Genomic DNA, 20836 nt, shown 5'->3' on the forward strand with positions numbered 1-20836 from the left:
AGGCCCTGTCGACCAGGCGAGCCCTGTCTGAGAGGCGAGGCACGGTCTGTCAGGCGCGACAAGGCGAGGCGCGCGGCGAGGTCCGGCACTGCCCGGCTCGGCCCGGCCCGGCTCGACTCGGCCCGGCTCGACTCCGTCGGGCCCGGATCGGCCCGGATCGGCCCGGCCCGGCCCGGATCGGCTCGGTCCGGTCCGGTTCGGTCCGGTTCGGTCCGGTGCGGCCCGGTCCGGTTCGGTTCGGTCTGGTTCGGCCCGGCTCAGCTCGACTCGACTCGACTCGACTCGACTCGGCCCGGCCTAGCCGAGCCTGGCCCGGCGTGGCCAGGCTGGGCTAGATCGGGCCGGCCCCGTCAGCCGGCCGTGCGCGGGATTCTCTTTTCCCAGGTCCGGTGGAAGACGACCTCGTCGCCGTCCTTGCAGACGACCTCGTCGGTGGTGAGGAAGCTCCCCGCGTCGCAGGTGATGGCGGAGACCGTCTCGACGCGGGCGTCCCACGGCAGGTCCGGGCGGTGCAGCCGGATCGACCAGGTCGAGCGGGCGCGGGCGGACAGCGGGTCCGACTCGTCGATCGTGTACGTCTCCCGCGCGTCCTCCGTGCATTCGAGGCCGTCCGGGAACACTCGGGTGCCGCCGTGCCCCGGGTCCACCTCCACGCGCCAGGTGCCCGCGGCCACGTCGCGCAGGACCAGGCGTTCCGGGCGGGGCTCGTCCAGCGTCTCCGAGACGGTCACGCCGAGGGGTTCGGACTCCTCGGGCTCCCCGAAGGTGATCGAGGGGTCCGACTCCCTTGTCCGTACGGGAAGTTCCAGGGTGCTGCCGATCGCTTCCAGGGTGAAGCCCGCCTCCGAGCCCGGCCGGGGCCAGATCCAGGGCCAGTACGCGGAGGAGACGCCCAGGCGGATGCGGTGGCCCGCCGGGAACGCGTAGCCGATGGCGTTCAGGTCGAACACCACGTTCTCCGTAGTACCCGCTTTCCAGGGAACCGCCTGGTCGCGGCCCTGGCGCGCGGACAGGTTCAGGACACCTCGGGTGACGAGCGTGGACGATCCGTCCGGGGCCACGTCGCACAGTCGGGCGATCGCCTGGCCCCCGGGCGACGCGGACGTCAGCCGCAGATTGACCCGGGGGCGGCCCAGTACCCAGGTCTCCTCGGCCACCTCGAACTCGAAGCAGGCCGACCGGCCGTCCTCCTCCCGCTGGTCCGGCGGCAGGTCGGCGTCGTTGCCGAAGGGGAAGAAGCGGCCCGCGTCCACCCCCGTGTGCTGCGGGGAGCGCACCAGGACCGGGGCGCCCTGGAGCGCGTACGCGACCGGGGTCACCGAGGGCGAGGGCCAGGCCGGGTCGCCCACCCACCGGCCGGGGATCTCCCCGTACACGGTCGCCGGAGGGTGCGCGTCCATGACGTAGGAGCGCAGAAGAGGGACGGAGAGCGCGTCCGTCTCCTCGTCCCGGAGCCAGTGGTCCCACCAGCGCAGCGTCTCCTGGAGGAAACCGATCGCCGGTCCGGGCGGCAGGCCACGGTCCGGGTACTGGTGCGACCAGGGACCGATGAGACCTCGTACGCGATCCGGCGGCAGGTTCTCCACCAGGCGCAGCACCGTGTCGCGGTACGGGTCGTGCCAGCCGCCGACCGCGAGGACCGCCGCGCGGACGGCGCCGTAGTCCTCGCGGACGCTGCCGTCGCGCCAGTACGCGTCCCGGGTCTGGTGGGCCAGCCAGGTGTGCACACAGGGTTCGACCGCCTCCAGGCGCTTCACCCACATGTCGCGCCACATCACCCCGCCCACGTGCGCCGGGTCCGGCGGACGGGCGGCGAAGGCGAACTGGGTGGCCGCCCAGGCGTGCAGTCCGGCGGCGAGAACGGAACCTCCCGCGTAGTGCACGTCGTTGTCATAGCGGTCGTCGGTCGCGCAGACCGTGACGACCGCCTTGAGCGGCTCGGGCGCGCGGGCCGCGATCCGGAGGGAGTTGAAACCGCCCCACGAGATCCCGAACATGCCGACCCGGCCGGTGCACCAGGGCTGGGCGGCCAGCCAGGAGACCACCTCCACCCCGTCGTCGGGCTCGGTCCCGGAGTCCTCGTCCCTCGGCAGGCCCTCCGAGTTGCCGTGGCCGCGCACATCCACGCGGACGGAGGCGTACCCGTGCCCGGCGTACCAGGGATGGCGCTGCCAGTCGCGCGGAGCCGTCCAGTCGGTCAGGCGGAACGGGAGGTACTCCAGGAGCGCCGGTACGGGCTCCTCGGTCAGCGGACGCCAGACGCGGGCGTACAGACGGGTGCCGTCCGAGAGGGGGACGAGGACGTCCTCATGAGTGGTCTCGTAGGGGAAGGACGTACGGATGTGCATGAGCTTCACCTCAGAGGACCGTGTGTGTCGCGCGGCGCGGCCGAGAGCCGGGGGACCGTCGTGTCCGGGCCGGACGCGGGTTGGGCGGAGCTATGGGGCACCGGCACCGCTTCCAGGTACTTCGTCGCATGTCATCGCATATCGGTTCGTATCATCTGATCATGAACATACCGCCGGTGATCGGGTGGCGCCCGTGAGTCGGGGTACCCGCCGTTGGGGCACGCAGGTGCTTCCCGTGTGCCTTCCGGGTGTACTCCCGCATACCTGCTGGCGGAGCGAAGTCGGCCGGGGGACGGTGGGCGCTCGTGGTGATCGAAACGTGACCGGATACGCTGACTTGAGTGATGGCAGCGACACATCGACAAACCGTGTCATCGACCGAATGATCGACCGAGTTCGCCATGTGATCGTCAGCAGACAGGAGAACCTCTCGTGACCGTCGTCGGGCCGTTCGGGCTGAGCGTGCGGGACCAGGCTCTCGAAGCCGATGTCCAGGCCGGATTGGCGGCTGTCGAGGAGGGCTTGCTCGAAGCCACCAAGAGCGAGGTCCCCTTCATCACGGAAGCCGCCCAGCACCTCGTGCGGGCCGGCGGGAAGCGGTTCAGGCCGCTGCTCGTGATGCTCGCCGCACAGTTCGGTGACCCCTACGCGCCGGGTGTCGTGCCCTCGGCCGTCGTCGTCGAGCTGACCCATCTCGCCACGCTGTACCACGACGACGTGATGGACGAGGCGGAGGTCCGGCGCGGGGTGGACAGCGCCAACGCCCGCTGGGGCAACTCGGTGGCCGTCCTCACCGGTGACTTCCTCTTCGCCCGCGCCTCGTACATCCTGGCCGACCTCGGGCCCGAGGCCGTCCGGATCCAGGCCGAGGCGTTCGAGCGGCTCGTGACCGGACAGATCCTGGAGACCGCGGGGCCGCGCGACGGTCGCGATCCGGTCGATCACTACCTCGATGTGCTCGGCGGCAAGACCGGGTCGCTGGTCGCCGTCGCGTGCCGGTTCGGCGCGATGATGTCGGGCGCCGACGAGACGGTCGTGGACGTGCTGACCCAGTACGGCGAGCGGCTGGGTGTCGCCTTCCAGCTCGCGGACGACGTCCTCGACATCGCGTCGGACTCGCACGAGTCCGGCAAGACGCCGGGGACCGATCTGCGCGAGGGCATCGCCACGCTGCCGGTGCTGCGGCTGCGTGAGCGCGCGGAGCGGCTGGGGCTCGCCGAGGACATCGCGCTGTGCGAACTGCTGAACTCCGACCTCACGGACGACGCGCGGCACGCGGAGGCGCTGGCCCGGCTGCGGGAACACCCCGCGCTCGAACAGGCGCGCCGCGACACCGTGCGCTACGCCGAGGAAGCGCGCGCCGCGCTGGTCCCGTTGCGCGAGTGCGACGCGAAGGCCGCGCTGGTCGAACTGGTCGACGCCGTGGTGCACCGGGCCGGCTGAGACCGGCCCACGGGCGTACGGGGCCGGGACCGGGACTGGTCCCATCGGTGCACGGGGTCGCTGGGACGGTCTTCCTGGGACGGTCTTTGGGCATACGGGCCCGGCCGAGTCGGCCGGGGGTGCCCCGAGTAGGCAGAGCGACCCAGGCGGTGCCCCGACGCGGCCGAGGCGACCTGGTGGAGTGCCGATGCGGTCGGGGCGACCGCGTGGTCACCGGGTCGCCCGTGGTGTCGGCTCGGACGGCCGGACGCCGGACCGGGTCGACTGAGACTGGCCGGGGCGGTGCACCGGGCCGGCCGAGGCGACCGGGTTGGCGCGCCACGTCGGCCGAGGCTCACCGGGTGGCGCGCCGGGTGGTGCGCCAGGTCGGCCGAGAAGGCCGAGTGCCGTACGGCCGAGTGACGCACCGGGCCGGCCGAGTGATGTACCGCGTCGGCCGCGACGGCTGTCAGTAGCCGCCGCCTCCCGTGCTCGTGGAGGACGATGTCGGCGTCGGAGCCGTCGACGCGGGCGTGGTGATCTTCGCTCCGCTGGGCGTCACGGCGAACCACGTTCCGTCGACTCCCTGGCCGTAGGGCTCCTTCGGCGCGTCGTCCTTGGAGTAGCGGTAGAGGGGCCAGCCGGCGAGGGTGATCTGGGTGCCGCCGTCGGTGCGTTTCACCGTGGAGACCAGGCTCTTGTCGATGCCCTTCGTGGTCACGTTCCCCTGGGTCGTGGCCGCCGGCCAGACCGTGGCGCAGGTGTTGTAACAGCTGACCTTCGTCGGATTCGCCGAGTCCGCGTCGAAGCGGTACAGGACGTATCCCTTGCCGTCGGTCACGACCGTGCCCAGTTTCGCGACGTTGGCGGTGGTCAGCATCGACGTCGCCGATCCCGTCGTACCGCTCTGCGCCGAGCCGCTGCTCTGCGTGGAGCCGCCGCTCGGTGTGGAGCTGGTCCCGCCACCGCTTCCGCCGCCTCCCCCTCCGCATCCGGCGAGCGTGAGTGCCAGAACGGCGGCCCCCACGGCGGCGTATCCCGTGACGTGCCTGATGGCGAGCATGGTGATCCCTCGATCCTGTGATCCCTGGAGTTTTGGGCGATCCCGATCGCTGCCACCCGTAAGTACGGATTCGCGTCGGTTTTCACTCGAATCGCCGCCGGATTTGATGGGTTCTGGCGATGTGACGCGATGTGACTGGCGTCACATGCTTGGAATGAGTCCAGGATCGGATCGGGTCCGTACTCCTGCACAGAAGCTGACGCAGGGGGCGTCGGCCGAGTTACGGGGAGAAAACAGAATCATGGGATCGAACGCCACGTTCACGACGCGTCGCAAGAGCCTGATCCTGACCGGTGTCGCGGTGGCCGCCGCGGCCGGTGTCGCCGCAGCCGTCGTCCCGGCGGTCGCCGCCGACCACGGCGCTCACGGCGGGAGCGTCGGTACGAACCGGAGCGGGGTCGGCGGCATGGTCCACTCCGGGCACGGCGACGGGAGCGTCGTCACGCAGCACGGAGTGATGGGTGGCAGCGGGGGCGCCGTCCTCGTCGCCAGCCTGCGCGGAGCCAATGAAGTGCCCGTCCAGGGCGGCCCGGCCGTCGGCGACAAGGACGGCGCGGCGCTGGAGTTCATCAAGGTCAAGGGGAACAAGGTGTCCGTCGCCGTGACCTGGCGCGGTACCGGCAGGCCCACCTCGCTCCACATCCACCAGGGCGCCAAGGGCACCAATGGCGGCGTCAAGATCGACTTCGGCGGGCTGCTCGACCGGATCAAGGGCCACACCGTCGTCGGTACCGTCAAGGTCGAGGACCGCGCCCTGCTCGACACGCTGAAGACCGACCCCGGTTCGTTCTACGCCAACCTGCACACCACCGAGTTCCCGGGCGGCGCCGTCCGTGGCCAGCTCCACCCGGTCACGGGCGCCTTCGACTTCCGGGACGCGCCGCACAACTTCCAGGCGTCCGTGGTCAAGGGCGAGCAGATCTACGAGTGCAAGCCGGCCGACGGCGGCGGCTACGCCTTCGCCCAGCGCGATGTCGCCGCACTGCTCGGCGGTCACATCGTTCACTCGTTCGTGAAGCCCAACTCCGGTACCCCGCAGTGGATCGCGCCCGACCGCAGCGCGGTCACCGGCACACTGATCGCCAAGACCCCGAACGGCGCGACGAACATTCCCGAGCTCGACCTCAGGGCCACGCGGTCCGGCAGGCGTCACGGCCTGCTGGCCGACACCCAGGAGATCCTGCGCCTGAACACCGTGGGCGGCGTCGCCCCGTCCGGCTCCTGCTCGCCGGGCACGATCGTGGGCGTCCCCTACAGGGCGGACTACGTGTTCGTGCAGCGCTGAGACGAGCGCCCGGTTCGGCCGGAATCCGGCCGGGCGCGCGGCCGGGGCGGTGCCTTCCCGGAACGACCCCTACGGGTCGGGGGAGGCGCCGCCCTCTCGCGTCATACCGCAGGACTACGCGGAGTTGAGCCCGGGGGTTGACGCATTCATTCGGTGTGTTTGGTCAGATGGACAACACCACTCCTCACCGGTTCGGGTGAGAATGGCGGCTTAGGGGTGGAGCACGGAACGAGGGCAGGGCCGCCGCCGACGACGGAGGTAAGGCACACATGGCACCGTACGAATCCGACGACAGCGCGAGGGCCGCAGAGGCCGACGACATGCTCGCCGGGCGACGCAAGGCCGCGCGGTACGTCGTTCCGGTCGCGGTGGTGGGGGTGGCGGCGGCGACGATCGGGCTCGTCCCGGCGCTCGCCGACTCCGGAGACCCCAACCTGCCGAAGATCACCGCGCAGCAACTCATCGAGAAGATCGCCAAGTCGGACGTCCAGCAGCTGTCCGGCACGGTCAAGATCAGCACCGATCTCGGACTGCCCGACCTGGGTGGTCTGGAGAGCGGCCTCATGTCCGGCGCGGCCGGGTCCCACGGAGGCTCCTCCGCCGACCCGCAGTCCAAGATCCTCGAACTGGCCTCGGGCACGCACACGCTGCGCGTCGCAGCCGACGGCCCGGACAAGGCCAAGGTCTCCCTGCTGGACAAGGCCGCCGAGTACAGCGTCATCCACAACGGCAAGGACGTGTGGGGGTACGACAGCAAGTCGAACGAGGTCTACCACGCGACGTCCGCCGAGTCCGGGCGCGCCGACGAGGGCACCAAGGGGAAGGCGCCGAGCGATGTCCCGGCCACGCCCAAGGACTTCGCCGACGAGGCTCTCAAGTCCGTGGACGACACGACCTCCGTGACCGTCGACGGCACCGCGCACGTCGCCGGCCGCGACGCCTACAAGCTGGTCATCAAGCCCAGGCAGTCCGGCACCACCGTCGGCGCGATCAGCATCGCGGTGGACGCGAAGACGGGGCTGCCGCTGAAGTTCACGCTGACCCCGGCCAGCGGCGGCGCGGCCGTCGTGGACGCGGGCTTCACCCAGGTGGACTTCTCCCGTCCGGCCGCGTCGACGTTCGCCTTCACCCCGCCCAAGGGCGCCAAGGTCACCGAGGGCGACGCGTCGAAGGGCGGCGAGTCCAAGGACGCCAAGGGCGGCGCCCCGAATGGCGTGGAGAAGGCCCTGCCGAAGGGCCACGAGGGAACGGCGAAGGGCCCTGACGGTCTGAAGACCATCGGCAAGGGCTGGAACTCCATCGCCGTGTTCAACACCGGTGGCAAGGGGATGCCGTCCGGAGCGTCCGGCAAGACCGGCAACAGCAACGTCGACGGGTTCCTGAACTCCCTCGGCGACCACGTCAAGGGCACGTTCGGCTCGGGCACGGTCTTCTCGACCCGCCTGGTCAACGCGCTGATCACCGACGACGGCAAGGTGTACGCCGGTGCCGTCACCAAGGCCGCGCTGGTGAAGGCGGCCAACGCGGCCCAGTAGGTCCCAGGCGAACCGAACCGAGGGAGCCCATGGACGAGCTGTCCGCCGCCGAGCCCGATCCGGCGCAGGCCGAGGGCGCCGCCGTCCCCGCCGGGCAGGCGGGGAGCGCCCGCACGGTACCTGCCCGGGAGCCGGGAGGCACCGGCGCCGTGCCCGCGCGCGGAGCGGGAGGCGTCGGCGTCGTGCCCGCGCGCGGAGGCATCGGTGCCGTGTCCGTGCGCGCGGCGGGGGACGTGCGTGCCGTCTCCGCCGAGGACGCGGGCGCGGTGTCCGCCGAGGACGCGGTGATCTCCACCCGCGCGCTGAGCAAGCGGTACCGCGGCGGACAGCTCGCCGTCGACGGCCTGGACCTGACCGTCCCGGCGGGCAGCGTCTTCGGCTTCCTCGGGCCGAACGGCTCGGGCAAGACCACCACCATCCGCATGTTGATGGGCCTGATCGAGCCGACCTCGGGCACGGCACGCGTGCTGGGGCAGCCCATGCCCCGGTCCACGCGGGCCGTGCTCCCGCACGTCGGGGCACTGATCGAGGGCCCCGCCCTGTACGGCTTCCTCTCCGGGCGGGACAACCTCATCCGGTACGACGCCGCCGACCCGGCCGCCGACCCCCGTACCCGGCGGACACGCGTCGCGACCGCGCTCGACCGGGTCGGACTGACCGCCGCCGCGGGCAAGAAGGCGAAGGCGTACTCCCTGGGCATGAAGCAGCGGCTCGGACTCGCGGCGGCGCTGCTCCAGCCCCGTCGGCTGCTCGTCCTTGACGAGCCGACCAATGGCCTCGATCCCCAGGGCATGCGCGAAATCCGCTCGCTGGTCAGGGAGTTGGCCTCCGACGGCACGACCGTCTTCCTCTCCTCGCACCTCCTCGACGAGATCGAGCAGGTCTGCACCCACGCGGCCGTGATGGCCCAGGGGCGGCTCATCACGCAGGGTCCGGTGGCCGACCTCGCGGCGGGTGCGCGGGGCCGGCTGGTGGTGACCACGCCGGACGCGGGGGACGCGGCCCGGATCCTCAAGGAGCAGGGCGTCACCGACCTCGTCGTGACCGAGACGGGAGTGACGGCGGAGCCACCCGACCGTGAACTCGCCGAACTGAACGCCGCGTTGGTCACGGCGGGCGTCCGGGTCCGCGGCTTCGGAGTCGAACGGGCATCGCTGGAGGACGCGTTCGTGGCGCTGACCGGGGAGGGTTTCGATGTCGCGGGCTGAGAGTCTGCCGAAGTCGGACACAGGCACAGGTACGGGCACGGGCACCGAGACGCAGACGGAGTCTGAGACGGGGGCACGGGCAGGGGCAGGGGCAGGCGCGGATCCGGCGTCGGGATCGGGATCGGGGTCGGGGCCGGGGGACAGTGGAGCGGGCCGGACGACGGCGCGCGCTGGAGCGACGGCGGAGCCGAGGGCCGGACGGGCACCGAGCCCGCTGTGGACACTCGGCCTCTTCCGCGACGAACTCGTCACCACGTTCCGGCGCTGGCGGACGATCGCGCTGCTCGGCGTGCTCGCGGCCGTGCCGATCCTCATCGGCATCGCCATCAGGGTCGAGACGAGAGGCGGCTCGCCCGGGGGCGGTGGCGGCGGTGAGGGGCCCGCGTTCATCGCGCAGATCACCAACAACGGCCTGTTCCTGGTGTTCACCGCGCTGGCCGTGACCCTCCCCTTCTTCCTGCCGATGGCGATCGGCGTCATCGCGGGCGACGCGATCGCCGGCGAGGCCAACGCCGGCACCCTCCGGTATCTCCTCGTCGCGCCCGCCGGCCGCACCCGACTGCTGCTCACGAAGTACGCGGCCACGATGACGTTCTGCCTGGTGGCGACCCTGGTGGTGGCGGTCTCGGCGTTCGCGGTGGGCGCCCTGCTGTTCCCGCTGGGCGAGCTGACGACGATCTCGGGGACCCGCATCAGCTTCACCGAGGGGCTGGGCCGGGCGTTGCTCATCGCCCTTGTCGTCGCCGCGTCACTGACCGGTGTCGCCGCGCTCGGCCTCTTCGTCTCCACCCTCACCAACAGCGGCATCGCGGCCATGGCGACGACGGTCGGCCTCGTCATCACCGTCCAGATCCTCGACCAGATCCCCCAGTTGCACACGCTCCAGCCGTACTTCTTCTCCCACTACTGGCTGTCCTTCGCCGACCTCATGCGCGAGCCCGTCTACTGGGACGACCTGGTCCGCAATCTCGGCCTCCAGGGGCTGTACGCCGCCGTGTTCGGGTCGGCGGCGTGGGCGCGGTTCACGGCGAAGGACATCACCGCCTAGGCGCCGCCCAGGCGTCCGCCCGCGCGGGGACGTCACCGTCCGCCCGTACGAGGGACGCCTCACACCTCGTGCGGGAAGCGGGCGAGCGGTGGCTCCTGCGCGAAGAAGGTCTTCGCGCGCGCCAGTGCGTCGGTGTCGTTCAGTACGTCGCCGCGCCCGCTGCCGTTTCCGAGCAGGACCCCGCCGAAGCGCATCCTCATGTACGCCGCCGTGTGGTTCAGCGTGCCGATCAGCGGGTCGGCGACCTCCGGCTCCGCGTGCGCGAGCGCGGTGACGCCCCAGAGGGTGCGACCGGCCAGGGTGGCCTTGAAGTCCACGCCGGGCGTGCGCAGCCAGCCCGACCAGTAGTCCAGGTATCGCTTGGTCAGTCCGGACACCGAGTACCAGTACAGCGGCGACGCGATCACGATGTCGGTGGCCGCGAGCGTGGCATCGAGCAGCAGGGCCGGAGTGCCCTCGGCGGGAGGGCGTACATGGTCGGCGTCCCGGCGCAGGTCCGTGAAGTCGGGGAGCGGATGCTCGGCCAGGGACAGCCAGCGCTGCTCGACATCGGCGGGCAACTGCTCGGCGGCCGCGCGGGCCAGCGACTCGGTGTTGCCCCCGGTGCGGCTGCTGCCGAGCACGAACAGGAATCTGCGGGTCATGGGTTCTCCCAGGGATGCGCGCCGAGAACGGCGTCGATTACATGCGTGCACAATATATGCACACGCATGAATTAGCCCAGCGGCGCGCCGCCCCGAATCCGACTCTGGCCGAGGTGTGATTTCCGAGCCCCATGCGCCCGCGGCCGTCCGCGCGCGGCCCGGACCCTCGCGCGGCCCGGACCCTCGCACGGCCCGGACCCGCTCACGGTCCCCCGATCCGCGCGGCCCCCCGATCCGCGCGGCCCCCGATCCGCGCGGCCGGCGAGCCATCGGCAGGCTAGCCATCGGCAGGCGTGCTGACGGCGAGCGGGCGACCGTGGGCGGGTGGTCAGGGGGCGGTTCTCCCGGTGAGGCGGGTCAATGGCGCGGTCTCGCGCGGCAGCGGTGCGACGAGGTCTCCGGTGCGCCATGCGGGTATCCAGGGCACCCGGTAGACGTCTATGACCGAGTTGATCACCTTGATGTGCTGGGCGAGCTGACGCGGCAGGCGGCCGGGCGCGTCCGCGACCAGAACGATGGCGTCGAGGTCGAGCCCCGGCGGCGCGTCGCCGCGCCGGAAGATGTCCAGGGCGTGCGCGACGGCGTCCAGACCCGTCGCGTGCGTGCGCCCGACGAGCAGGACCGAGGCCGGCTCGCCCCGGTCTTGGCGGGGCCAGTCGCGGCCCGCGTCATGCCCGCCGAAGACCGTGGCGAGTGTGGAGGCGCCGGCTCCGCCATGGGTGGCGACCCAGGAGAACTGACGTGCGCTCACAACGCGTTGACGGTTCTCCTCGTACCGCTGCCTCGGTTGTTCCGGTTCGTCGACTGCCCCGCGCAGCCATATCTCGGGGCCGCCCGGCCCCCGCGGCCCGTCCCCGTGCGGCACCGCGCTCTCGCTCCCGCGTGTCGGCACTGCTTCGCTCGCGCGCACGGCCAGCCCCTCGTTCGCTCGCATCGCCACCCCCTCGATCCCCTGCATCGGGTGCCCTCTCCCTGTCGGCGCACCGATCCTCCCGGCGCCCGGGCGAGTCGGGTAACGGGGCGTGGGTTCCTGGGACGAGTCTGTGACGCCGTGGTGACGCGGGAATCGCGTGGGAGCCGAGAGACTGGCCCCATCGTTCGGTAGGCGCACCCACCCGATCCCGTATGACGGCGAGCCGCACACCGCATCGACTTCGGCACGCGGAGAGTACGCCGTTCCAGGCGGCGCGGGACGGCACGGTCAGCGTCGCCGGCTGGTCCAACGGGTTACGGCGACCGCGTGGGCCTCCCGCGCACGCACTTCGAGGTCCGGCAGGAGGCAGGTACGGGGATCCGGCATCCTGGCCGAGACCGAAGCGCGGAGGGAGGCAAGGATGAGGACGACACCGGCGGGTACGGGGGCGGGTACGGGAATGGGCACGGACCTGGTGGGTACGGGCATGGGCACGGACCTGGTGGGTCGGGCATGGGCGCGACACCGGCGGGTACGAGCATGGGCACGGAGGCGCGTAAGGGAACGGGCGCGAAGTCGCGTACGGCGATGCGGGCGAGCGTCTGTACGGGCACGCGCACGGGAGTCCGTGCGGGGATGCGCGAGAAGACGTTCGCCGCACCGGCGGTCGTGTCCGTGACCGACGTACCGGCGTTGACGGGCTGTGGCCTGCGGGACCATCGTGATGTCGTGGGCGTGCCGACCGTGGAGGCGGCGCCCCCGCCCTCGCTGTCGACACCCTCCGAGTCCACGGCCTCGCCCGGGCCTTCAACCCTGTCCCCGCCCTCCTCCTCGTCCCCGCCCTCCTCCTCGTCCTCGTCCTCGATCACCCCTTCGTGAGGGAACCGATGTCTCGACTCAGCCGCGAACAGAAGCGGGAACTCAAGCGGCAGCGCTCGGCGGCCGAGGCCGGGGGGCAACCGGCCACCGGGACGACACCGATCGAGGTCCACGTACCGGCGTCGGCGGACGCGGCGGCCGGGGCCGCGGTCCTTGGTGCCGCGGGGGCTCCGAGCTGTGCCACGGTCGGCGGGAGGCCGGTCGTGGCCGCGCCCGGTGAGACGGTCCAGGGCGCGATCCTGAACCACCTCCACCGCATCGCCCTCGCCACCGGCCGCCCGGTCCTCGCCAGCATCCACGACGAACGCATCGGCTTCGTCGTATCGCTCCAGGTGCAGGTCGACGGCTCCAGCCGCTATACGGCGGAGCCGGCACGCCTAGCGCCCCCTTATGCGGCGGAGCCGGCACGCGTAGGGCCCCCCGCGCAGCCGCCCGCGCCCCCCGCGCCGCCCACGCGGCTGCCCATGCAGCCGCCTGTGCAGTCGCACGAGCAGCGGCTCGACCGGCGCCCGCACCTTCCGGCCCAGGAACACCGGCACCCCCCGGCCGAGGTCCGTCCTCAGCCCCCGGCCCACACCTACTCCGAGTCCCCGGCTCACGAGCGGCGCCCGCAGCCGCCGGCCCGGGAGGTCCCGCAGGCGTCTGACCAGGGATACCCCCACTCCGGGACCGAGGAGCGCCCGGAGCGTCAGGTTCGGGACGTTTCACGACCGCCGGTCCACGGGGTGCCGGACTCGCCGGTCCAGGCGCCGCGGCCGCCGGCCCAGCGGCGTCCGGAGCCGCCGGCTCCGCCGCTTCCGCCCGCCCCCGTGTCCGCCGAGCGATCGGCGCCGGCCCCGGAGGCAGCGGCCGCTCCGCGCCGGGACAAGGCGACGCACGTCCTGCGGGCCGTACCGGAAGTGCCGGAAGTGTCGGAACCGAAGCCGTTGCCCGGGGCCGCGTCGACGCATGTGCTGCGGGCCGTGCCGGAGTCGGCGGCCCCGGTGACGTCCGCCCCGAAGGGGGAGTTCGGCCCGCCTCCGACGACCGTCCCCGCCCCGGAGTCCCGGCCCGCCCGCGAGTCGCAGCCCGTACCCGCCACCCCTGGCCGGATGCCCGCACCCGACCCGATGCCCGCCCCCGACCGGACTCCTGCCCCCGAGCCCAGGGCAGCCGCTCCCGAGCGGAAGCCCTCTTCCGCGATGGAGGCCCTGGCACTGCTGGCTCCGGATCCGGAACCGAAGCCCGCTCCCGTGCGCGGCTTCGACGCCGTCGCCGAGGCGGTCCTCGCGCCGAGTCCGCAGGAGCCGGCCTCGGAACGCGACGCCGCGGCGGCGTTCCTCGCGGAGCCCGTCGCCCGGATCAACGAGGCCGTGAAGATGGGCCGTATCGAGGCCGCCGCGGGGATGGCCGAGCAGGCCGTCGCGGAGGCGGCGCGGTCGCTGGGCCAGGAACACCCCGAGGTACTGAAACTGCGCGAACTGACCGCGTACATCGCCTACCTGGCCGGTGACGCCCTCAGGTCGTTCCACCTGTCCCTGGATCTCGCGAGGGTCCGCCGGCGCCACCGGGACGCGCGGGCCGCCTATGGCAACGTCCAGAGCGCGGCCACCGCGTGGCGTGCCGTCCGCGACCCGCTCCAGGGTCTGCACCTCGGGCGCGACCTGATCGGCGTGTGGACCGAGCTCACGGCCGACGACGGTCCCGCCGCCGACGACCTCGAACAGCTCGCATCGGCCCGCACCCGTATGGGCCGCCTCGCCGAACGCGCCCACGTCACGGTGGACAACCCGTACACCTGGACGCCTCGCGCGCACGGCGAGTGACGAGGGGAACGCCAGGAGCAGGTCCACGGGGCGGCGAGCGGCGGCGGGGGAGCGCCCGGGAGCCGGAAGGCGAACGGACCGGGACCTGTCCTGGCGCGCGGCCTCAGTGGACGCAGAACTCGTTCCCCTCGGGGTCCGCCATGACCACCCATGCGCCCGCCGGTTCGTTCATGTCCCGCAGCACGCTCGCCCCGAGTGACGTCAGACGCCCGACCTCCTCGGCGCGCCGGCCCTCGCCGGGGTGCAGGTCGAGGTGGAGCCGGTTCTTGCCGGTCTTGGGCTCGGGAACCCGCTGGAAGAGCAGGCGCCGCCCGAGGCCGGTGCCGCGTTCCTTGTCGTACGGGTCGTCGGGATGCCGTACCGCGATCAGGTCCCGGAAGGCCGGGCGGCCGTGGAAGTCGACGGTGGCCTCGGCCGGCAGAGCGCCGAGGCTCAGGAGCTGCTCGATGAAGGCGCTGTTGTCCTCGACCGCGTAACCGAGCGCGGCGGACCAGAAGTCGGCCTGCGCGTGCGGATCGGCGGCGTCGATGACGAGTTTCCAGTGGACCGGGACCACTGGGATGGGTGCGGAGGCGGGAGTCGGCGTCATGGAGCCACTCATAGTGGTTCCGCGACCGGACGGGCAACGGAATCGCCGGGCCGGCCTTCATGCCGTACGAGAGCGGGCCCTACCGCTTCGATCCGGGCGAGGCCGCCCTCTTGTCACGAGGTGCTGCGCGAACCCGCCGAACCCGCCGGACCGGCCGGCTCGACGGTCCCCGCGGCGAGGGCGGCGACTCCCGCGACCGCGGTGGCGGGAGCCACGGGACCGGCGGGGGTGACCACGGCACCGGTGTCGGTGCTCACGGCATCGGCGGCGGGCGCCGACCCGGTCGCGCGGGCCGACTCCCGCAGGGCCCGCGCACCCCGCCGCGCGGCGCGCAGCGCGTCGAATGTCAGCAGCGACAGCGCGAGCCACACCAGCGCGAACCCGGCCCACCGTTCGACGGGCATGGCCTCGTGGAAGTAGAAGATGCCGAGGAGGAACTGGAACACCGGGGCCATGTACTGGAGGAGGCCCAGGGTGGACAGCGGCACGCGGATCGCGGCGGCGCCGAAGCAGATCAGCGGGATCGCCGTCACCACGCCGGTCGCCGCGAGCAGCGCGGCGTGCCCCGGCCCCTGCGCGGCGAACGTCGCGTCACCGCGCGATCCCAGCCACAGCAGATAGGCCAGCGCCGGCAGGAACTGGATCGCGGTCTCGGCGGCGAGCGACTCCAGGCCGCCGAGGTTGACCTTCTTCTTCACCAGGCCGTACGTGGCGAAGGAGAAGGCGAGGCAGAGGGAGATCCACGGCGGGCGGCCGGAGCCGATCGTCAGGACGAGGACGGCCGCGAGGCCGACGCCCACGGCGGTCCACTGCACCGGCCGCAGCCGCTCCTTGAGCAGCAGCACGCCCATCGCGATGGTGACCAGGGGGTTGATGAAGTAGCCGAGCGAGGCCTCGACCACGTGCTCGGAGTTGACCGCCCAGATGTAGACGCCCCAGTTGACGGTGATGACCGCCGCCGCGACCGTGATCAGAGCCAGCTTGCGCGGCTGCCGCAGCAGTTCGCCCGCCCAGGCCCAGCGCCGCATCACGAGGAGCACCACGCCGACCACCGCCAGCGACCACACCATCCGGTGGGCGAGGATCTCGACCGCTCCGGCGGGCTTCAGCAGCGGCCAGAACAGGGGGACGAGCCCCCACATCCCGTACGCCGCGAAGCCGTTCAGCAGACCTGTGCGCTGCTCGCCCCTCGACTCCCCGGCCACCGGCGTCTCCTCTTCCACGATCGCGGACGCCTGGCGCGCCCCCCGCGCTCCGGAGCTCCCGTGCGGTCGGGGAACTTCCGTGCAGCATGAAAGAAGGTAGCGCCGGACACCCCCGCCTGTCATGCCCGTATCGCTATACGGTCATGACAGGCGGGGCGGGTGGGACAGCGCGTCCGTCGAACCCCGGAACCCCGGCCCTTGCGTGCCGCCGGGACACCGGCCCTTGCGTGCCGCCGGGACACCAGTCCTCCCGCGCCGCCATCCCTTCCGCGCCGCCGGGACGTCAGTCCTCCCGCGCCGCCGGGACGTCAGCCCTTCAGTGCCGCCGCGACGGCCTCGGCGATCGGCGTGGTCGGACGGCCCGCCAGGCGCGACAGGTCGCCGGGGGTGGCGGCGAGCTCGCCCTTCTCGATGGAGGTGTCGACGCCCGCGAGGATCCCGGCGAAGACCTCGGGCAGCCCGGCGTCGGTCAGGATGCCGGCGAAGGCCTCGGGGGAGACGGGGTTGTAGACGATCTCCTGGCCGGTCTGCCGGCTCAGCTCGGCCGCGTACTCGGCGAAGCCCCAGGCCACGTCGCCGCTCAGCTCGTACGTCTTGTTCTCGTGGCCCTCGCCGGTCAGCACCGCGACCGCGGCGGCGGCGTAGTCGGCGCGCGAGGCGGAGGCGATCCGGCCGTCGCCGGCGGCCTGGACGACGGCGTTGTGCGCCAGTACGGGGGCGAGGTTCTCGGTGTAGTTCTCGTGGTACCAGCCGTTGCGCAGCAGCGTGTAGGGCAGTCCGGAGGCGAGCAGGACGTCCTCGGTGGCGCGGTGGTCGTCGGCCAGCGCGGCCGTCAGGCTGCCGGGGGCGCTGGTGTAGGCGAGCAGGGAGACTCCGGCCGCCTTGGCCGCGTCGATGACGACCCGGTGCTGTTCGACGCGGCCCTTGTCGAACTCGTTGCCCGAGATCAGCAGCACCTTGTCACCGGCCGAGAACAGGCCGTCGAAGGTCTCCGGCGTGTTGTAGTCGGCGACAGCGAGTCGAACGCCGCGGGCCGCGAGATCGGCGGCCTTGGACTCGTCCCGCACGACCGCGGTGATCCGCTCGGCGGGGACCTTCTCCAGCAACTGCTCGACCACGTGGCGGCCGAGGTGTCCGGTGGCTCCGGTGACGACGATGCTCATGACGTACATCTCCTTGTGGGGTGCGGATGTCACTCACCCTAGGAGCTGCACTAACTGTTGGAAAGTACCCACCTTGAAGTAAGGTACTGGCATGGCCGTAAGTAGCATCAAGGCAGCGGACGGGTACGACGCCGGCGAGGCGATGTGCCCCTACCGCCTGGTCCTGGAACATGTCACCAGCCGCTGGGGCGTCCTCGTCCTGATCGAGCTCCTGGAGCGTTCGTACCGCTTCAGCGAGCTGCGCCGGGCGATCGGCAGGGTCGGGAAGGGGGTCAGCGAGAAGATGCTCACCCAGACTCTGCAGACGCTGGAGCGTGACGGACTCGTCCATCGCGACGCCAAGCCGGTCATTCCGCCGCGCGTCGACTACTCCCTCACCGACCTGGGCCGGGAGGCTGCCGAGCAGGTGCGGTCGCTGGCGCTGTGGACCAATGAGCGCATGGCCGACGTCGAGCGGGCCCGCGGCGCGTACGACGAGGCCCGGGCGCTCAAGACCCGGGCCTCCTAGGAACCGCCCGCGCACAGGAACCGCCTCCGCCCACGGACAGGAACCGCCCGCGGACCGGGACGTTCGCGAACGGGTTCGGTCCGCGGACAGAGACCGTCCGCGGGCCGAAACCACGTGCGGGCCGACTCAGCCGACGACCGTCCAGGTGTCGCCGCCGGCGAGGAGCGCGGCGAGGTCGCCCTTGCCGTTCTGCTCGATGGCCGCGTCGAGCTGGTCGGCCATCTGCGTGTCGTAGACCGGCCGGTCGACCGAGCGGAACACCCCGATCGGCGTGTGGTGCAGGGTGTCGGGGTCGGCGAGCCGGGACAGCGCGAACGCGGTGGTCGGGGACGCGGTGTGCGCGTCGTGGACCAGGATCTGCGAGGCGTTGTCGGGGGTCACCGTGACGACCTCGAGGTCACCGGTGCGCTGGTCGCGGACCACCCCGCGGGCGCCGTCGGTGCCGAAGCGGATGGGCTGCCCGTGTTCGAGGCGGATGACGGCTTCCTCGGCCTGCTGCCTGTCCTTGAGGACTTCGAAGGCGCCGTCGTTGAAGATGTTGCAGTTCTGGTAGATCTCCACCAGGGCTGTTCCGGGGTGGGCGGCCGCTTGCCGCAGCACGTCGGTGAGGTGCTTGCGGTCCGAGTCCACGGTCCGGGCCACGAAGGACGCCTCGGCGCCGATCGCCAGCGACACCGGGTTGAAGGGCGCGTCCAGGGACCCCATCGGCGTCGACTTGGTGATCTTGCCGATCTCGGACGTCGGGGAGTACTGGCCCTTCGTCAGGCCGTAGATACGGTTGTTGAAGAGCAGGATCTTCAGGTTCACATTGCGGCGAAGGGCGTGGATCAGGTGGTTGCCGCCGATGGACAGGGCGTCGCCGTCACCGGTGACGACCCACACGGACAGGTCGCGCCGCGAGGAGGCGAGCCCGGTCGCGATGGCGGGGGCGCGGCCGTGGATGGAGTGCATCCCGTACGTGTTCATGTAGTACGGGAACCGGGACGAGCAGCCGATGCCCGAGACGAAGACGACGTTCTCCTTCGCCAGGCCGAGTTCGGGCATGAAGCCCTGGACGGCGGCCAGGATCGCGTAGTCACCGCAGCCGGGGCACCAGCGCACTTCCTGATCGGACTTGAAGTCCTTCATGGACTGCCTGGCCTCGGCCTTGGGGACGAGAGAAAGCGCCTCGATCGTGCCCGAGCCTTCCGTTGACGTGTCAGCCATCGATGGCCTCCTTGAGAGCCGTGGCGAGCTGCTCAGCCTTGAACGGCATGCCGTTGACCTGGTTGTACGAGTGAGCGTCCACCAGATACCTCGCCCGGACGAGGGTGGCGAGCTGACCGAGGTTCATCTCGGGGATCACCACCTTGTCGTAACGCTTCAGCACCGCGCCCAGATTCCGCGGGAAGGGGTTGAGATGACGCAGATGGGCCTGCGCGATGTGCTCCCCGGCGGTGCGCAGCCGGCGGACCGCCGCGGTGATCGGCCCGTAGGTCGAACCCCAGCCCAGGACAAGGGTGTTGGCCGCCGTCTCGGTGCCCGCCGTGGGGTCGTCGACGTCGAGGTCGGGGACGTCGATACCGTCGATCTTGGCCTGGCGGGTGCGGACCATGAAGTCGTGGTTGGCGGGGTCGTAGGAGATGTTGCCGCTGCCGTCCTGCTTCTCGATGCCGCCGATCCGGTGTTCCAGGCCGGGAGTTCCCGGGATGGCCCAGGGGCGGGCGAGCGTCTGCGGGTCGCGCTTGTACGGCCAGAAGACCTCGGTGCCGTCGTCCAGGGTGTGGTTGGGGCCCTGGGCGAACTGCACGCGCAGATCGGGGAGTTCGTCGGTGTCCGGGACGCGCCACGGCTCGGAGCCGTTGGCCAGGTAGCCGTCGGAGAGCAGCAGTACGGGTGTCCGGTACGCCAGCGCGATCCGGGCCGCCTCCATCGCCGCGTCGAAACAGTCGGCCGGAGTCCTCGGCGCGACGATCGGCACCGGGGCCTCGCCGTTGCGCCCGTACATCGCCTGGAGCAGGTCGGCCTGCTCGGTCTTGGTCGGCAGGCCGGTCGAGGGTCCGCCGCGCTGGATGTCGATGACGAGCAGGGGCAGTTCGAGGGAGACGGCGAGCCCGATCGTCTCCGACTTCAGCGCCACACCGGGACCGGAGGTCGTCGTCACCGCGAGCGAGCCGCCGAAGGCCGCGCCCAGTGCGGCGCCGATGCCCGCGATCTCGTCCTCGGCCTGGAACGTGCGCACGCCGAAGTTCTTGTGCTTGCTCAGCTCGTGCAGGATGTCGGAGGCCGGGGTGATGGGGTACGAGCCCAGGTACAGCGGCAGATCGGCCTGCCGGGACGCGGCGATCAGGCCGTACGACAGGGCGAGATTCCCGGAGATGTTGCGGTAGGTGCCGGTCGGGAACGTCTTCGAGGCCGGCGCGACCTCGTAGGAGACGGCGAAGTCCTCGGTCGTCTCGCCGAAGTTCCAACCGGCCCGGAACGCCGCGAGGTTGGCGGCCGCGATCTCGGGCTTCTTGGCGAACTTGGTCCGCAGGAACTTCTCGGTGCCCTCGGTCGGCCGGTGGTACATCCACGACAACAGGCCCAGCGCGAACATGTTCTTGGAGCGTTCGGCCTCCTTGCGGGAGAGCTCGAACTCCTTGAGCGCCTCGACGGTCATCGTCGTGAGCGGGACGGGATGGACGTTGTAGCCGTCCAGCGAGCCGTCCTCCAGCGGGTTGGTCGCGTAGCCGACCTTCTGCATCGCCCGTTTGGTGAACTCGTCCGTGTTGACGATGATGTCGGCGCCGCGCGGCACATCGGCGATGTTCGCCTTCAGGGCGGCCGGGTTCATGGCCACGAGGACGTTGGGCGCGTCGCCCGGCGTGAGGATGTCGTGGTCGGCGAAGTGCAGTTGGAAGGACGAAACGCCCGGCAGGGTGCCTGCGGGCGCGCGGATCTCGGCAGGGAAGTTCGGCAGGGTCGAGAGGTCGTTGCCGAAGGAGGCGGTTTCCGATGTGAAGCGGTCGCCGGTGAGTTGCATACCGTCACCGGAGTCCCCCGCGAACCGGATGATGACCCGGTCGAGCCGGCGGACGTCCTTCGCCCCCGGCGGTTTGCGCTGCTCGCCTACGACGGCTTCGTCGGCCTGTTCCGTTGGGCTGCTGACCTTGCTCGTCACTGAACTGGACCTCCTTTGAGGCGGCTGTCCGGGAGTGGCCTTCCCGCAGACCCTTCCTTTTTCAACCCTACGTCGGTAA

Annotated in this window: 17 protein-coding genes; 8 read left to right on the forward strand and 9 right to left on the reverse strand. The window is 71.6% G+C overall.

The genetic code is table 11. The features are described from left to right. Positions 1 to 350: 350 nt before the first annotated feature. Complete coding sequence (locus ACIQRL_RS34405) at positions 351 to 2348, reverse strand: CocE/NonD family hydrolase (protein ID WP_401338941.1); 1998 nt, start codon at positions 2346 to 2348, stop codon at positions 351 to 353. A gap of 432 nt (positions 2349 to 2780) precedes the next feature. Here ACIQRL_RS34405 and ACIQRL_RS34410 point away from each other — a divergent pair, with 432 nt between their 5' ends. Then, complete coding sequence (locus tag ACIQRL_RS34410) at positions 2781 to 3791, forward strand: polyprenyl synthetase family protein (RefSeq protein WP_401338942.1); 1011 nt, start codon at positions 2781 to 2783, stop codon at positions 3789 to 3791. 448 nt (positions 3792 to 4239) lie between these two features. On the opposite strand, the gene ACIQRL_RS34415 is transcribed toward ACIQRL_RS34410, so the two are convergent. Continuing rightward, a complete protein-coding gene (locus tag ACIQRL_RS34415) occupies positions 4240 to 4833 on the reverse strand; it encodes a hypothetical protein (protein WP_401338945.1) in 594 nt (197 codons plus the stop codon). A gap of 241 nt (positions 4834 to 5074) precedes the next feature. On the opposite strand from ACIQRL_RS34415, the gene ACIQRL_RS34420 reads away from it, so the two are divergent. The 4 genes from ACIQRL_RS34420 to ACIQRL_RS34435 all read left to right on the forward strand — a co-directional run bounded on the left by ACIQRL_RS34420 (position 5075) and on the right by ACIQRL_RS34435 (position 9909). After that, a complete protein-coding gene (locus tag ACIQRL_RS34420; RefSeq protein ID WP_401338947.1) occupies positions 5075 to 6118 on the forward strand; it encodes a CHRD domain-containing protein in 1044 nt (347 codons plus the stop codon). Between the two features lie 269 nt (positions 6119 to 6387). Then, a complete protein-coding gene (locus tag ACIQRL_RS34425; RefSeq protein ID WP_401338950.1) occupies positions 6388 to 7653 on the forward strand; it encodes an outer membrane lipoprotein carrier protein LolA in 1266 nt (421 codons plus the stop codon). Between the two features lie 29 nt (positions 7654 to 7682). Then, positions 7683 to 8861: an ABC transporter ATP-binding protein gene (locus ACIQRL_RS34430; protein ID WP_401338952.1), complete on the forward strand. Its 1179-nt coding sequence runs from the start codon at positions 7683 to 7685 to the stop codon at positions 8859 to 8861. Next, on the forward strand, positions 8848 to 9909 hold the full coding sequence (locus tag ACIQRL_RS34435; protein WP_401338953.1) for an ABC transporter permease: 1062 nt from the start codon (positions 8848 to 8850) through the stop codon (positions 9907 to 9909). Before ACIQRL_RS34430 ends, ACIQRL_RS34435 begins: the two co-directional genes overlap by 14 nt. A 59-nt stretch (positions 9910 to 9968) precedes the next feature. Here ACIQRL_RS34435 and ACIQRL_RS34440 read toward each other — a convergent pair whose 3' ends face one another. Together ACIQRL_RS34440 and ACIQRL_RS34445 are read right to left on the reverse strand one after the other, a co-directional pair. Next, a complete protein-coding gene (locus ACIQRL_RS34440) occupies positions 9969 to 10553 on the reverse strand; it encodes a flavodoxin family protein (RefSeq protein ID WP_401338956.1) in 585 nt (194 codons plus the stop codon). 328 nt (positions 10554 to 10881) lie between these two features. Continuing rightward, a complete protein-coding gene (locus ACIQRL_RS34445) occupies positions 10882 to 11511 on the reverse strand; it encodes a DUF6668 family protein (protein ID WP_401338958.1) in 630 nt (209 codons plus the stop codon). 468 nt (positions 11512 to 11979) lie between these two features. Here ACIQRL_RS34445 and ACIQRL_RS34450 point away from each other — a divergent pair, with 468 nt between their 5' ends. Both ACIQRL_RS34450 and ACIQRL_RS34455 read left to right on the forward strand, forming a co-directional pair. Continuing rightward, positions 11980 to 12345: a hypothetical protein gene (locus tag ACIQRL_RS34450; protein ID WP_401338960.1), complete on the forward strand. Its 366-nt coding sequence runs from the start codon at positions 11980 to 11982 to the stop codon at positions 12343 to 12345. 8 nt (positions 12346 to 12353) lie between these two features. Further along, positions 12354 to 14150 (forward strand): hypothetical protein, encoded by a 1797-nt coding sequence (locus ACIQRL_RS34455; protein WP_401338961.1) that lies wholly within the window; start codon positions 12354 to 12356, stop codon positions 14148 to 14150. 103 nt (positions 14151 to 14253) lie between these two features. On the opposite strand, the gene ACIQRL_RS34460 is transcribed toward ACIQRL_RS34455, so the two are convergent. From ACIQRL_RS34460 to ACIQRL_RS34470, 3 genes are all read right to left on the reverse strand, one after another. Then, complete coding sequence (locus ACIQRL_RS34460) at positions 14254 to 14739, reverse strand: VOC family protein (protein WP_401338963.1); 486 nt, start codon at positions 14737 to 14739, stop codon at positions 14254 to 14256. Positions 14740 to 14852: 113 nt separating this feature from the next. Beyond that, positions 14853 to 15944, reverse strand: coding sequence for an EamA family transporter RarD (gene rarD / locus ACIQRL_RS34465; RefSeq protein WP_401339040.1), 1092 nt, complete (start codon positions 15942 to 15944; stop codon positions 14853 to 14855). 308 nt (positions 15945 to 16252) lie between these two features. Continuing rightward, positions 16253 to 17107 (reverse strand): SDR family oxidoreductase, encoded by an 855-nt coding sequence (locus ACIQRL_RS34470; RefSeq protein ID WP_401338966.1) that lies wholly within the window; start codon positions 17105 to 17107, stop codon positions 16253 to 16255. A 91-nt stretch (positions 17108 to 17198) separates the two neighbouring features. Between ACIQRL_RS34470 and ACIQRL_RS34475 the strand changes: the two genes are divergently transcribed. Next, on the forward strand, positions 17199 to 17615 hold the full coding sequence (locus ACIQRL_RS34475) for a winged helix-turn-helix transcriptional regulator (RefSeq protein ID WP_401338968.1): 417 nt from the start codon (positions 17199 to 17201) through the stop codon (positions 17613 to 17615). 126 nt (positions 17616 to 17741) lie between these two features. On the opposite strand, the gene ACIQRL_RS34480 is transcribed toward ACIQRL_RS34475, so the two are convergent. Both ACIQRL_RS34480 and ACIQRL_RS34485 read right to left on the reverse strand, forming a co-directional pair. Beyond that, complete coding sequence (locus ACIQRL_RS34480; protein WP_401338970.1) at positions 17742 to 18821, reverse strand: 2-oxoacid:ferredoxin oxidoreductase subunit beta; 1080 nt, start codon at positions 18819 to 18821, stop codon at positions 17742 to 17744. Then, positions 18814 to 20757 carry a 2-oxoacid:acceptor oxidoreductase subunit alpha gene (locus tag ACIQRL_RS34485; protein ID WP_401338973.1) on the reverse strand — a complete coding sequence of 648 codons (1944 nt, stop codon included), beginning with the start codon at positions 20755 to 20757 and terminating at the stop codon, positions 18814 to 18816. The genes ACIQRL_RS34480 and ACIQRL_RS34485 overlap by 8 nt, the downstream gene beginning before the upstream one ends. Positions 20758 to 20836: the final 79 nt, after the last annotated feature.

The organism is Streptomyces sp. NPDC091209, assembly GCF_044757755.1.
Lineage (GTDB): Bacteria > Actinomycetota > Actinomycetes > Streptomycetales > Streptomycetaceae > Streptomyces.